The 13,841-nt window shown below is 74.1% G+C and carries 8 protein-coding genes, 1 tRNA gene and 1 pseudogene; 5 read left to right on the top strand and 5 right to left on the bottom strand.

Features of this window, described 5'->3' with window-relative positions:
• Positions 1-4: 4 nt before the first annotated feature.
• The 4 genes and pseudogenes from fdh to ACRYRX_RS20520 form a co-directional block, all read left to right on the top strand.
• Positions 5-3,244 (top strand): annotated as a pseudogene (gene fdh, locus ACRYRX_RS20535) (formate dehydrogenase); the annotation flags it as partial.
• Between the two features lie 224 nt (positions 3,245-3,468).
• On the top strand, positions 3,469-4,614 hold the full coding sequence (locus ACRYRX_RS20530) for a 4Fe-4S dicluster domain-containing protein (protein ID WP_432514961.1): 1,146 nt from the start codon (positions 3,469-3,471) through the stop codon (positions 4,612-4,614).
• Positions 4,611-5,714, top strand: coding sequence for an NrfD/PsrC family molybdoenzyme membrane anchor subunit (gene nrfD / locus ACRYRX_RS20525; protein WP_432514959.1), 1,104 nt, complete (start codon positions 4,611-4,613; stop codon positions 5,712-5,714). Before ACRYRX_RS20530 ends, nrfD begins: the two co-directional genes overlap by 4 nt.
• Before the next feature lie 27 nt (positions 5,715-5,741).
• Positions 5,742-6,539, top strand: coding sequence for a formate/nitrite transporter family protein (locus ACRYRX_RS20520; protein ID WP_432514958.1), 798 nt, complete (start codon positions 5,742-5,744; stop codon positions 6,537-6,539).
• A gap of 6 nt (positions 6,540-6,545) precedes the next feature.
• Here ACRYRX_RS20520 and ACRYRX_RS20515 read toward each other — a convergent pair whose 3' ends face one another.
• From ACRYRX_RS20515 to ACRYRX_RS20500, 4 genes are all read right to left on the bottom strand, one after another.
• Positions 6,546-7,376 carry a sulfite exporter TauE/SafE family protein gene (locus ACRYRX_RS20515; RefSeq protein ID WP_432514957.1) on the bottom strand — a complete coding sequence of 277 codons (831 nt, stop codon included), beginning with the start codon at positions 7,374-7,376 and terminating at the stop codon, positions 6,546-6,548.
• 138 nt (positions 7,377-7,514) lie between these two features.
• Entirely contained in the window at positions 7,515-9,443 is a 1,929-nt protein-coding gene (locus tag ACRYRX_RS20510; protein WP_432514956.1) for a LamG-like jellyroll fold domain-containing protein, read from the bottom strand.
• Between the two features lie 111 nt (positions 9,444-9,554).
• Positions 9,555-10,541, bottom strand: a complete 987-nt coding sequence (gene selD / locus ACRYRX_RS20505) for a selenide, water dikinase SelD (RefSeq protein ID WP_432514955.1) — start codon at positions 10,539-10,541, stop codon at positions 9,555-9,557.
• Positions 10,542-10,546: 5 nt separating this feature from the next.
• Entirely contained in the window at positions 10,547-12,199 is a 1,653-nt protein-coding gene (locus tag ACRYRX_RS20500) for a PTS sugar transporter (protein ID WP_432514954.1), read from the bottom strand.
• A gap of 84 nt (positions 12,200-12,283) precedes the next feature.
• Between ACRYRX_RS20500 and ACRYRX_RS20495 the strand changes: the two genes are divergently transcribed.
• Positions 12,284-12,379 (top strand) — tRNA-Sec (locus ACRYRX_RS20495).
• Positions 12,380-12,425: 46 nt separating this feature from the next.
• On the opposite strand, the gene ACRYRX_RS20490 is transcribed toward ACRYRX_RS20495, so the two are convergent.
• Complete coding sequence (locus tag ACRYRX_RS20490) at positions 12,426-13,577, bottom strand: MFS transporter (protein ID WP_432514953.1); 1,152 nt, start codon at positions 13,575-13,577, stop codon at positions 12,426-12,428.
• Between the last annotated feature and the right edge of the window lie 264 nt (positions 13,578-13,841).

Below are 13,841 nucleotides of genomic sequence, written 5' to 3'. Positions count from 1 at the left end.
GCTCGTGGGCCTGAAGACGTTCCTCCTGGGCTGGCCGGTCTACCGGCAGCTGACGGGCGACGACCCGCTGGGGCGCGGTGCCGCGACCCAGTCGGCGCGGTCGAAGTCCCTGACGCCCCGGACCGCCACCGCCGACCGCGTGGCGAAGTCGGTCTGCCCGTACTGCGCCGTCGGCTGCGGCCAGCGCGTGTACGTCAAGGACGAGAAGGTCGTGCAGATCGAGGGCGACCCCGACAGCCCGCACTCCCGGGGCCGGCTGTGCCCCAAGGGTTCGGCCAGCGAACAGCTCGTCAACGGCGACTCGCGCGCCACCCGGGTCCGCTACCGCGCGCCCTACGCGACCGAGTGGTCCGACCTGGACCTCGACACCGCCATGGACATGATCACCGACCGGGTGATCGAGGCCCGCCGCCGCGGCTGGCAGGACCGCGACGACCAGGGCCGCCGCCTCAACCGGACGATGGGGATCGCCAGCCTCGGCGGCGCCACGCTGGACAACGAGGAGAACTACCTCATCAAGAAGCTGTTCACGGCCATGGGCGCGATCCAGGTCGAGAACCAGGCCCGCATATGACACTCCGCCACGGTGCCCGGTCTGGGTGCCTCGTTCGGTCGCGGTGGAGCCACCGGTGACCTGCAGGACCTGAGCAACGCCGACGTCATCGTCATCCAGGGCTCGAACATGGCCGAGTGCCACCCGGTCGGGTTCCAGTGGGTGATGGAGGCCAAGGCGCGCGGCGCGAAGGTCTTCCACGTCGACCCCCGCTTCACCCGCACCAGCGCGCTCGCGGACACCTACGTCCCGATCCGCACCGGGACGGACATCGTCCTGCTCGGGGCGATCATCAACCGCGTCCTGACCCAGGAACGGGACTTCCGCGAGTACGTGGTGGCGTACACGAACGCCTCGCACCTGGTCAGCGAGGACTTCCAGGGCACCGAGGAGCTCGACGGCCTGTTCTCCGGGTTCGACCACGAGACCCGCTCCTACGACACCGCCTCCTGGCAGTACGCGGGCAGCGAGCACCAGGGCGACGAGGAGGAGGAGACCGCCGAGTCCACTGACAGCGAGTCCGGGCACTCCCTGGGGGCCGGCGGCGCGGCCGTGGACCACGAGCGGATCCAGCGCGACGAGACGCTGCAGGACCCCCGTTGCGTGTACCAGGTGCTGAAGCGGCACTTCGCCCGCTACACCCCCGAGATGGTCGCCGACGTGTGCGGCATCCCGGTCGACGTGTTCGACGAGCTGGCCGAGGCGTGGATCTCGAACTCGGGCCGGGAGAAGACCGGCGCGCTGGTCTACAGCGTGGGCTGGACCCAGCGCGGCACGGGCGTGCAGTACATCCGGGCCGGCGCGATCCTGCAGCTGCTGCTGGGGAACATGGGCCGGCCCGGCGGTGGGGTCATGGCCCTGCGCGGGCACGCCTCCATCCAGGGGTCCACCGACATCCCGACGCTGTACAACCTGCTGCCGGGGTACCTGCAGATGCCGCACGCCGAGCGGCACCCGGACCTGGCCGGGTACGTCGACTCCATCAAGGGCGCGAACCAGAAGGGTTTCTGGGCCAACGCCGACGCGTACACGGTGAGCCTGCTCAAGGCGTACTTCGGCGAGAACGCCACGGCGGAGAACGACTACCTGTTCGACGAGCTGCCCAAGATCAGCGGGGACCACGGCACCTACAGCCAGGTCATGGACATGATCGAGGGCGGGAAGATTTTCGGGTACTTCTTGCTGGGGCAGAACCCCGCCGTCGGGTCGGCCAACGGCCGCGCGCAGCGGCTGGGCATGGCCAACCTCGACTGGCTCGTCGTGCGCGACCTGGTGATGATCGAGAGCGCGACGTTCTGGAAGGACGCGCCCGAGGTCGAGACCGGCGAGATCGTCCCCGAGCAGTGCCGCACCGAGGTGTTCTTCCTGCCTGCCGCCTCGCACGTGGAGAAGGAGGGCACCTTCACCCAGACCCAGCGCCTGCTGCAGTGGCGGGAGAAGGCGGTGAACCCGCCGGGGGACGCGACCAGCGAGCTGTGGTTCTTCTACCACCTGGGCCGCCGGATGCGGGAGAAGCTCGCGGGTTCCACCGACCCGCGCGACCAGCTGCTGCTCAAGCTGGCCTGGGACTACCCGCTGCACGGGCCGGAGCAGGAGCCCTCCTCCGAGGACGTCCTGAAGGAGATCAACGGCTACGACCGGAGCACCGGGGAACTGCTGCCCGGGTACACGGCGCTGAAGGCCGACGGGTCCACCTCCAGCGGGTGCTGGATCTACTCCGGCGTCTACGCCGACGGCGTCAACCAGGCCGCGCGGCGCAAACCCGGCCGCGAGCAGTCCCTGCACGCCCCCGAGTGGGGCTGGGCGTGGCCGATGAACCGCCGGATGCTCTACAACCGCGCCTCGGCCGACCCCGACGGCAAGCCGTGGAGCGAGCGCAAGGCGCTGGTGTGGTGGGACGAGGACGCCCAGCGCTGGGTCGGTGACGACATCGCCGACTTCGAGGCCACCAAACCGCCGTCGTACCGCCCGCCCGAGGGCGCGACGGGGGTCGAGGCCATCGCCGGGGACGACCCGTTCATCATGCAGAGCGACGGCAAGGGGTGGCTGTACGCGCCCAAGGGCGTCGTCGACGGGCCGCTGCCGGCGCACTACGAACCGGCCGAGTCGCCCTTCCGCAACGCCGTCTACACCCAGCAGGCCAACCCGGCCCGGGAGATCTACACCAACCACCTCAACGAGGTGCACCCCTCGCCGCCGGAACTGGGCAGCCAGGTGTTCCCGTTCGTGTGGCTCACCTCCCGGCTCACCGAGCACCACACGGCCGGCGGCATGAGCCGCTTCCTGCCGTACCTGGCCGAGCTGCAGCCCGCGCTGTTCATGGAGGTGTCGCCCGAGCTGGCGCGGCTGCGCGGCCTGGAGCACCTGGGCTGGGCGCACGTGGTGACGGCCCGCGCCGTGGTGGAGGCGCGGGTGCTGGTCACCGACCGGCTCACGCCGCTGAAGGTCCAGGACCAGCTGGTCCACCAGATCTGGCTGCCGTACCACTGGGGGCAGGGCGGTCTCACCACCGGGGACGTCGTCAACGACCTCATGCACCTCACGCTGGACCCGAACGTGCACATCCAGGAGTTCAAGGCCGGGACGTGTGACGTGCTGCCGGGCCGTCGACCGAGAGGAGGGGCGGTGCTGGAGCTGATCGACGAGTACCGGGTCCGGGGCGGGGTCACCATGACCTCCGGGGCCGTGGCCGTCACCGCCGACCTCATCGCCCGCGGCGGCCGGGGGCTGGCCGACCTCGCCGAGGGCGGTGCGACGGAGGTGGGTGCCGGGCACGACACGGACCTGCTCGAGAAGGTCGTCGGGGTCCGCCACGACACCCGCTCGCGCCCGGGAGACCCGCAGCAGAACGGCGTCGACCCGGCGGTGCTCGACGCGCACCCCGCAGAGGGACTGGACGAGGGAGGGGACCGCTAGTGGCCCGGCTGGACGACCTGTCGAGCAGCCTGTACGGCCGGCTCGACGACCCCGCGCGCGACGCGGGGTACGCCGACCCGCCGCCGCGCAAGGGGTTCTTCACCGACACCTCGGTGTGCATCGGCTGCAAGGCCTGCGAGGTGGCCTGCAAGGAGTGGAACGCGGTGCCCGAGGACGGCATCGACCTGCTCGGGATGTCGTACGACAACACCGGCGGGCTCGGCGCGGACTCCTGGCGGGCCGTGGCGTTCGTCGAGCAGTCCCGCCCCGTCGGCCACCAGACCCCGCCCTTCGCCGGCACGGCGACGGGGCCCTCCTCCGAGCAGTTGCAGCAGGAGGCCGTGGCGGCCGGGTTCGACGCCTTCGCCGAGGCCGAGCGCCTGGGCACCGGCGTCGCCGGTGGTCACCCGCTGGCCGAGCGGGCGCACGAGAACCGCGCGGCCGGCGGGTGCGGGGGTGGCTGCGGCAGCGCGCCCGCCCCGGCCCAGCAGCCGGCGGCGGTGGAGCCGTCGACGGGGCAGTTCCTCGGGATGCCCGGGATGCTGGCCCCCGCCCCGGTGCCCGACCGCGACGGCCGCTCCGACGTCCGCTGGCTGATGATGTCCAACGTCTGCAAGCACTGCACGCACGCGGCCTGCCTCGACGTGTGCCCCACGGGTGCGCTGTTCCGCACCGAGTTCGGCACCGTCGTCGTGCAGCAGGACGTCTGCAACGGCTGCGGCTACTGCGTCTCGGCCTGCCCGTACGGGGTCATCGACAAGCGCGAGGGCGACGGCCGGGCCTGGAAGTGCACCCTGTGCTACGACCGGCTCGGCAACGACGAGACGCCCGCGTGCGCGAAGGCGTGCCCGACGGAGTCCATCCAGTTCGGCGACCTCGACGAGCTGCGCGAACGCGCCGAGCGCCGCCGGCAGCAGCTGCACGACGTCGGCGTCACCGAGGCCCGCCTGTACGGGGAGGACCCCGAGGACGGCGTCGGCGGCGACGGCGCGTTCTTCCTGCTGCTCGACGAGCCCGAGGTGTACGGCCTGCCGCCGGACCCGGTCGTCACGACCCGCGACCTGCCCTCGATGTACAAGCACATGGTCGCCGCGGCCGGGTTCATGGTGCTGGGCGTGGTGGCCGCCGCGGTGGGGAAGCGATGAACCCGAAACCCTCGCAGCAGACCCCGCACCAGCCCGGGCAGCCGGGGTCCGGGCACGTCCCGGGCACCGACCCCATCGGCGGGCAGGCCGCCCGCATGTTCGACGCGGGGATGGGGCGGCGGAAGGGGGGCGGGAAGAAGCGCCGGGGCGACGTGAACGCTGTCGTCCCCGAGGCGGAGTTCCGCTCCTACTACGGTCGCGCCGTCCTCAAACCGCCGGTGTGGACGCACGAGATCGCCTACTACCTGTTCTCCGGGGGCCTGGCCGCCGGGTGCTCGATGCTCGCCGCGGTCGCCGACGTGCGCGGGGACGCCACGGCGCGCAGGGCGTTGCGGGTCACGTCGCTGGGCGCGGTGGGGGCCAGCGCGTACTTCCTCATCGCCGACCTGGGCCGGCCCGAGCGGTTCTACAACATGCTGCGGGTCGCGAAGGTCACCTCGCCCATGTCGGTGGGGACGTACATCCTGTCGGTGTTCGGTCCGCTGTCCGGGGTGGCGGCCGTCGCCGAGCTGGGCGCGCTGCTGCCCCGGCGGGGCGTGTGGGGGCTGGCGCGCCGGGTGGCCCGGCCCGCCGGCTCGGCGGCCGGGGTGGGCGCCGCGCTCACCGGGCCGCTGCTGGCCACGTACACCGCCGTCCTGTTCGCCGACACCGCCGTGCCGAGCTGGCACGAGCCGTTCCGGGAACTGCCGTTCGTGTTCGGCGGCAGCGCCCTGGCCGCCGGGTCCGGGGCCGCGCTGCTGCTCGCCCCGACGGCCCAGACCGGGCCCGCCGCGCGCCTGGCCGCCATCGGTGCCACCGTGGAACTCGCTGCCGCGCACCGGATGGAGACCGCGCACGGGCTCGTCAGCGAGCCCTTCCACCTCGGGCGGCCCGGGACGTTCCTCAAGGCCGCCCGCGCGCTCACCGCCGCCGGAGCCGTCGGCGCGGTGCTCGGGCGCCGGTCCCGGGTCGCCTCCGCCGTCGCGGGGGCGAGCCTGCTGGCCGGTTCCTTCCTGACCCGCATGGCCGTGTTCGAGGCGGGTGTCGCCTCGACGAAGGACCCCAAGTACGTCGTCGTTCCCCAGCGGGAACGGCGGGAGGCCCGCCAGCGCGCCTCCTGACCCCGAGGAGCCCCCGAGGAGCCCCGCATGGCGTACAAGACGCCCGACCAGATCGCCGCCGCGGCGGTCGCCAGCGGCACGAAGAAGGCGAACCTGCCGATCGCCAAGATGCTGGTCGGGGGTTTCCTCGCCGGTGCCTACATCGCCTTCGCCGGTCTGCTCGCCGTCGACGTGACCGCGGGCCTGGACCCCGCGATCTGGGGCGGGGTCACGACCCTGCTGACCGGGGCGGTGTTCAGCATGGGCCTGGTGCTCGTCATCGTCGCCGGGTCCGAGCTGCTGACCGGCAACATGGCCCTGGTGCCGATCGCGCTGCTCAGCCGGGAGGTGGGTGCCGCCCTGCTGCTGCGCAACTGGGCGGTCGTCCTGGTCGGGAACCTGCTCGGGGCGTTGTTCGTGGCCTACGTCCTCGCCGTCCAGACCGGGGTCATCGGGCCGGAGGGCTCGGCGTCGTTCACCCGGCTCGGGGCGATCGCCACCACCAAGGCCGTCACCGAGGACGACCTGACGATCTTCCTGCGGGCCGTGGGCTGCAACTGGCTGGTGTGCCTGGGCGTCTGGATGGCGCTGGCCGCCGAGGACGTCGGCGGCAAGGTCCTGGCGATCTTCTTCCCCATCACCGCCTTCGTCGCCCTCGGCTTCGACCACGTCGTGGCGAACATGTTCTTCCTGCCCGCCGCGCACTGGGCCGGGGTGCCGGGCATCGGCTGGGGCGACATCGTGGGGAACTGGGTGTTCGCCTTCCTGGGCAACGCCGTGGGCGGCGGGCTCTTCGTCGCCCTGGCGTACTGGTTCCTCTACCTGCGCGACCGCCCCGCCGACTGAGGCACGTCAGGACAGCAGGGGGCGCAGGTTCTCCACCCACACGTCGTGCCCCACCTCGACGACGAGCGCGGCGACGACGAGGAGGAAGACGGTGCGGATGAACCGGGTGCCGCTGGAGATGGCCATCCGCGAGCCCAGGTAGCTGCCGGTGGTGTTCGCCACCCCCAGGAGCACCCCCAGCCCCCACACCACCGCGCCGTGGGGCGCGAAGAACAGCAGGGCGCCGAGGTTGGTGGCGAAGTTGACGATCTTGGCCTTGGCGCTGGCCTGGAGGAAGTCGTAGCCGAGCAGGCTGACCATCGCGATGACCAGGAACGTGCCGGTGCCCGGCCCCAGGACCCCGTCGTAGACGCCGATGGCCAGGCCCACCGCGACCGCGGCGCGGTAGTGGGCGTGCCCGGAGAAGCGCAGCGCGGTGCTGGCTCCCAGGGCGGGGCGCAGCACGGTGATCGTCGCGACGGTGACCAGGGCGACGACGATGACCGGTTTGAACACCGCGACCGGCAGCGCCGCGGCCAGGGAGGCCCCGCCGAAGCTGCCCACCAGGGCCACGGCGGCCATCGGCAGGGCCGTGCGCAGGTCCGGGCGGGCCCGGCGGTAGTAGGTGAGGGCGCTGGTGGTGGTGCCGAAGATCGAGCCCAGCTTGTTGGTGGCCAGGGCCTGGACGGGGCTGAGGCCGGGGACGAGGAGGAGGGCGGGCAGTTGCAGGAGGCCGCCGCCGCCGACCACGGCGTCGACCCAGCCGGCGGCGAAGGCCGCGAGCAGCAGCAGCAGGAGGGTGGCGACGGTCAGGTCCGGGGGCAGGAGCCCCGCGGCCGGGCCCAGGGCGGCGCTCACCGGTGGTGGGGCGGGGCCGGGCGGTGGGGAGCGGTGTCGTGGTGGGGTGCGGGCACGGGGTCATCCTGCCCCCCGGTGGCGGTGGAGGTGGTCGGGGCTCCGACCACCTCCACCGCGACCGCCCGGGTCGGCGCCGGGTCAGGCGTGGCCGGGGCCGGTCCCGGGGGCGGTGAGGAAGGCGGTGACGTCGAGGGCGCGCGAGGAGATCCGCACGTCGCCGATCCAGCCGTAGAACCCCTGCCCGAACCGCTCGTTCGACTGGGTCGCGCCGATCGCGAACGGCTTGCCCAGGGTGGCGATGCCCCGGGCCCGCTGGGTCGGGTTGCGCGCGATCCGCGACCCGTCGACGAAGACCACGGTGTGCTCACCGTCGTTGACGACCGCCACGTGCGTCCACCGGCCCGGCGTCAGCGCGTGCGACCACGACGTCGGGTTCACGTCGTCGGCGGAGGGGTACAGCACGAACTGCAGGAACCACTCCGAGGTGACGTTGAGGCTGCAGCTGGGTTCCTCGGTGGTGTAGCCGCTGGTCTTGCCCGCGTCGCCGTTGTTGCCCTCCCAGCTGAGCACCCCCATCCACGCGTGGTCGCCGACGAACGGGTCGGGCAGCTTGAGGAACACCTCGATCGTGAACCCGTCGAGGAACTGCTCGGAGTTCACCGGTGCGTCCGGGCCGGTCTCCAGGACCGCGCCGCCGTCGGGGTCCTTGTGCCCGTCGAAGCGGAGGCTGGCGTGCGCGGGAGCGCCGTCGTGGTGGTCGCCGGACCAGGTCAGGGCGCCGGCGCCGGCGGTGCCGACGAGGCGGGCGGTGACGTCGTTGCCGTTGCCGGTCCGGTCGCGCACCACGGTGCCCGCCCCGACGACCGCCCCCTCGACGCCGCCGATCTCGTCGAAGCGCCAGTAGGCGGCGGTGTCGGCGGTGACGACGGCGTCGGCCGGTCGCGGCGGCGGCAGCACGGGCGGGGCGAAACCGGCGAACCGCTCGGCGGGGACGAGGCCGAAGCTGAAGCGGTCGAGGTCGGTGGTGCGCTCCAGGGTCCGCTGCTGCAGCGGGGACCGCTCCTCCTCGGGCAGGGACAGCAGCCACGGGGAGATCGTCTCCACGTCGACGACGCCGCGGGCCAGGTCGAAGCGGTAGAGGCGGACCGTCCCCGCCCCGCCGTAGTACTGGTCCTGGTAGTTGGTGAGGTGGGCGTGGACCTCGTGGCCGGCGTCGTTGACCAGGACGGTGCGCCCCACCGGCCAGAAGTGGCCGTTGAGGGTGAGGAACACCTGGTCGCGCCCGCGGACGAGGTCCTGCCACAGCGTGCTCCCGTACTCCGACAGGGACGCGACCCCCGCCTCGTCGGCGGCGACGAACTCGTGGGTGGTGAGGATCACCGGCAGCGTGGGGTGGGCGTCCAGCACGCCCGCGGCCCAGGCGGTGCCGGCGGCCGACGCGCGCCAGTCCAGGGCCAGCAGCAGCCACTCCCGCCCGCCCGCGCGGAAGACGTGGAACGTGTGGTACCCGTCGGGGGAGGCGCCGCCGAAGGTGGGCATCGCGCGGAACCGGTCGGGCCCGAAGCGTTCCCGGTAGGGCGTGGGGCCGCGCTGGTCGTCGCCGGAGACGTCGTGGTTGCCGGCCAGGACCGAGTACGGCAGGTCCTCGCGGCCACCGGCCGGCATCTCCTCGTCCCAGACCTGCGCGGCCAGGTCGATCTCGTCGTCGCTGCCGTGCTCGGTGACGTCACCGAGCTGGGCGAGGAACACGATGTTGTGCGCGGTGCGGTTCTCCCGCAGCCAGCGCAGCGTGGCGCGCACCGGGGTCGGTTCGGCGCTGTCGGCGTCGAACAGGTACTGGGTGTCGGGCAGGACGGCGAGGGTGAAGCGGGGGGATTCGGGGTCGACACCGCCGGAGGGGGCGGGACGGTGCTGGTGGGCGGCTCCGGCCGCCGGGGCGGCGGCCGCGGGGCCGGCGAACGCGGTCACCGCGGCGGGGACGGTCAGGCCGGTGGCCAGCAGCGACCGGCGCGACAGCGCGGACGTCGCCGGGGAGGCGGACGGGGACGGGGTGGGCTCGAGAGGCACCCGGGCATCCGACCGCCCCCGGCCGAGGAGCGGGGGGCGCCGCGGTGAACGGCGCCCGGGGAGCCGGTGAACACGCCCGGCGGCTGTCCTCGACCGCTGCGGGGTGCGCGGTCAGCGCACGACGAGCGTGACGCCCTCGCGGGCGGGCACGACCTCCCCGACGACCGGGTACCCGGGGACCTCCCCGACGACCAGCAGCCCGCCGGAGGTCTGCGCGTCGGCCAGCAGGACCAGTTCGTCCTCGTCCGCCGACCCGGCGTCCAGGGACGGGCGCACCCAGTCCAGGTTGCGGCGCGAACCGCCGGGGACGAACCCGTCGGCCAGCGAGCGCCGCGCCCCCTCGACGTAGGGCACGGCCGCGGCGTCGACGACTGCGGTGACGCCGCTGGCGCGGGCGATCTCGTGCAGGTGGCCCAGCAGCCCGAACCCGGTGACGTCCGTGGCGCAGCGGGCACCGGCGGCCAGCGCCGCGGCCGAGGCGTCCCGGTTCAGGGTCGTCATGACGGCGACGGCCTCGGCGAACACCTCACCGGTGGCCTTGTGCCGGTTGTTGAGGACCCCCAGGCCGAGGGGTTTGGTGAGGGTCAGCGGCAGCCCGGCGACGGCGGCGTCGTTGCGCAGCAACCGGTCGGGGTCGCCGATGCCCGTCACGGCCATGCCGTACTTCGGTTCGGGGTCGTCGATGCTGTGCCCGCCGCCGAGGTGGCACCCGGCCGCCGCGGCCGCGTCGGCGCCCCCGCGCAGGACCTCCCGCGCCAGCTCGGCGGGCAGGACGTCGCGGGGCCAGCCCAGCAGGTTCACCGCGACCAGCGGCGTCCCGCCCATCGCGTACACGTCCGACAGCGCGTTCGTCGCCGCGATCCGGCCGAAGGTGTAGGCGTCGTCGGAGACGGGGGTGAAGAAGTCGGCGGTCGCGATGACGGCCTGCCCGCCGGCCAGGCGCACCACGGCCGCGTCGTCGCCGACCCCGACCAGCAGGTCGTCCCCGGTGGGCGGGGCGAGGCCGGCGACCATCTCCTCCAGCTCGCCCGGGGGGATCTTGCAGGCGCAGCCGCCGCCGTGGGCGTACTGCGTCAGTCGCTGCGTCGTCGCCGTCACGGTCGTCACCGTACGGCAGCGCCCGCCGGGGCCGGGTCCGGTGCCGCCGCGGAACGGCGGTGGTGCAGGTTCACCAGCAGCGTGGCGGTGAACGCCAGCCCGCCGGAGACGAGCATCGCGACGACCATGCCGAGGGCGTCGGTGGCGATGAACGGGGCGGTGAACACCGGCAGGTAGGCCGACGCCTCGACGCCGAACGCGCCGACGACGGCGCCGCCCGCGGTGGCCGCGCCGACGGCCGCCGCGAACACCCGCTTGTCCCCGAACATGAACGGGTAGGACGCCTCGACGAAGGTGCCGAAGGTGAAGTTCACCGCGGCCCCGGACCCGGCGAGCGCCCGCTCGCCGCTGGTGCGCGGCTTCACGACGTTGGCCAGGGTGATGCCCAGGCTCACCACCACCAGGCCCACCATGTCGATGGCCCCGAAGAAGCTGTGGCCCTTCTGCCCCATCTCCAGCAGCACCAGCGGGAGGATCACCGTGTGGTAGACGCCGCCGATGATGGCGAACCAGATCGCCGCCCCGGCCAGCGCCCCGGCGAGCACGGGGGAGAACTCCAGCGCCGCCTCGATCCCGCTCTTCACGCCGTCCCCGGCCGCCGACGTCACCGGGGCCAGGACGAAGTGCACCAGCAGCCCCGGCAGCAGCCCCGCCACGGCCCCGGTGACGATGTTCGCGGTCGTGGCCGGGAAGCGGTGCCGCAGCGTCCAGCCCACGAGCGGGGCCGCGACCAGCCCGGCGAGGACCCCGCCGACCAGACCGCCGAGGATCCCGCCGTCGGCGGACAGGATCCCCGCGACGGCGCCCGCGACGAGCCCCACGTCGCCCAGGCCCGACACCTTCCGCGCGGCGACGGCGGCCACGACGATCGGCAGGCCGGCCAGCAGCAGGTCGAAGACCTCCGTGAGGGCACCGAGCCCGGGGACCTTGCCGAGGGCCAGCACGACGGCCAGGCCCACGAAGGCCGGCAGCGAGCCGACCATGATCCCGCGGATGCTGATGCGCTTCCACGCCGGTCCGCCGGGACCGCCCCCGTCGTCCGCCCCACCGTCCGAGCCACCGTCAGACCCGCCGCCCAGGGCGGGCCGGTAGGCCAGCCCCCAGTGCCGGCTCAGGCCCGCGGCGCAGGCGATCGCCCGCGTCCGCGACGTCGTGCCCGTCGTGCCGGAGGCGGCGACGAGGTGCAGCCCGAGCTGCTGGGCCTGCGCGATGGACGTGCCGCCGGTGCCCGCGGCGGGCAGGCCGCGCGCGGCGGCCGCGGCGACGGTGGCGGAGTTGGTGCCGCGCGGGTCGGCGCTGACCAGGACCAGCCCGTCGACCTCACCGGCGGCCACCCGCTCGGCGAGCGCGGCGTCGGCCCGCGCGGCGACCTCGTTCACCTCCCGCAGCGGGCCGGCGGCGGTGACGGACGGCTCGCCGTCCACCAGCGCCCACAGCTGGGCGGGGGTGTCGGGGGAGACGCCGTCCATGGAGGCCCGCGCGCTGACGAACTGCACCGCGGCCACCTCGATCCCGGCCGCGCGCAGCTGCCGGCGCACCTCGGCGAGGAGGGCGGCGGGGTCGTCGCCGCCGTGGCTGCGCAGGTTGCCCCCGCTGCTGCCGAGCACGGCCACGGTCCTGGTCCGGGTCCGTGCGGGGGTGGCGCTGTCCTCGCCCATCGGCGTCGTCCTCTCGTCGGTGGTCCGCGGGGGAACGTACTGGGCGCCGCGGCGGTGTGGCACGCTGGCCCCGCGTGCTGCCGGGGAGGCGTACGGGTGCCTGGTGGCCCCCGCGGTCTTCAACACCGACGTGACCGAGCACCTCGGTCAGGTGGGTTCGATTCCCATCCGCCTCCGCCACGCACCCGGCCCGCGGTGGGGGCCGGCGGCTCCTCGCCGCCCGGGCTCACGCGTCGCCGGGTCGGTCCAGCCTCGACTTCCGGGACAACCACGTGACCCAGGCGAGGGCGGCACCGGTGAACAGCAGCACCCCGGACGCCCCCGCCGCCCCCGCCAGGGTGCCCGCCGCGGCGGGCAGCGTCACCTGACCCAGGCGGTTCCCGGTCAGGCGCAACGACATCGCCCGGCCTCGCGCACCGGGGGGCGCGGTCTCCGCGAGCCAGGACATGGTGATCGGCTGACCGACACCCAGCCCGAGACCGCTGGCGATCACCACGACGACGAGCAGCCACGTCGGCAGGGGCAGGGCCAGGGCGGCGATCCCCGCGGTCGCCAGGGCGGTGAACGAGACGAGCGTCCGCTTCCGGCCGAGCACCGCGGTCAACCGGCCCAGCCACAGGCGGGTCAGCATCGAGGAGAGCGCCCGCAACGTCAGCAGCGTGCCGACGAGGGCGCTGGGCAGCCCGCGCTCGGCGCCGAGGGCCGGCAGGTAGGCCAGCGTGACGTCGACCGCGGCCAGGACCACGCAGCTGGTGGCGAGCGCGCGGGCCATCCCCGGCCGTCGCAGCAGGGCCAGCGTCCCCCCGGGGGCCGTCGCCCCCCGCGCCGCGGACGACGTCCGGGTGGGGCGCAGGAACGTGCTCACGACCAGCGCCACCAGGCACAGGGCCGTCGTGGAGGTGAAGACGGCCGTCGTGTCGGGGATGGCGGCCCGGCCGCCGAGGACCACGATGACCGCCGGCCCGAGGGCCTGGCCCAGGGACGCCGCGAACGTGTAGCGGCCGAAGGACCTGTCGTACCCCGACCGTCCGGTGGAGTTCGCCACCAGCGCCTGTTGCGCCAGGACCGACAGCAGGTGCCCGGTCCCCAGCAGCACGTTGCCGACCACGAGCCCTGGCACCGAGTTCCCGGCCAGGAGGAAGGACGAACTGCTGCCCAGCAGGAGGAGGCCGCCGGCGAGGGCCGTCCGCCGCTCACCCCAGCGGTCGACGAGAGCGCCGGAGGGCAGGGCCAGGAACAGGGGCGCGACGGCGAAGCAGGCGGACAGCGCGCCGAGCCACTGCGAGGTGACGTCGAGCTCCAGCGCCCGGTAGGTCGACGCCGGGCGCTGGACGAAGGTGACGACCTGGACCAGGACGGTGTGCAGGAGCAGGATCACGCCGGCCCCGGGTCCGCGGTCGGTCGCTCCTGGGGGGTCACGGTGTCTCCTCCTGGTGCCGGGGCCGGGCGGTGGGGGTGCCTCGTCCCTAGGCGCGCGCGGTCGCCGCCACGACGGCGTCGGCGAACCCGCTGCACGAGGCCGTGCCGCCCATGTCGGGGGTGGTGGTGCCCTCGGAGACGACGAGGTCGACGGCCGCCTCGACGACGTCGGCGGCCCGGGACACCTTCGCGTCGTCGAACTTCGCCGCCAGCCAGCGCAGCA

Source organism: Kineococcus lubricus, from assembly GCF_050871965.1.
Lineage (GTDB): Bacteria > Actinomycetota > Actinomycetes > Actinomycetales > Kineococcaceae > Kineococcus.
The sequence above is the reverse complement of the archived record's forward strand: the minus strand, read 5'-3'. Positions and strand labels throughout refer to the sequence as shown.

Excerpts from the sequence above, each read along its gene's own strand:
- nrfD (WP_432514959.1), top strand. The coding sequence starts at position 4,611 with ATGAACCCGAAACCCTCGCAGCAGACCCCGCACCAGCCCGGGCAGCCG.
- ACRYRX_RS20520 (WP_432514958.1), top strand. The coding sequence starts at position 5,742 with ATGGCGTACAAGACGCCCGACCAGATCGCCGCCGCGGCGGTCGCCAGC.
- ACRYRX_RS20500 (WP_432514954.1), bottom strand. The coding sequence starts at position 12,199 with ATGGGCGAGGACAGCGCCACCCCCGCACGGACCCGGACCAGGACCGTG.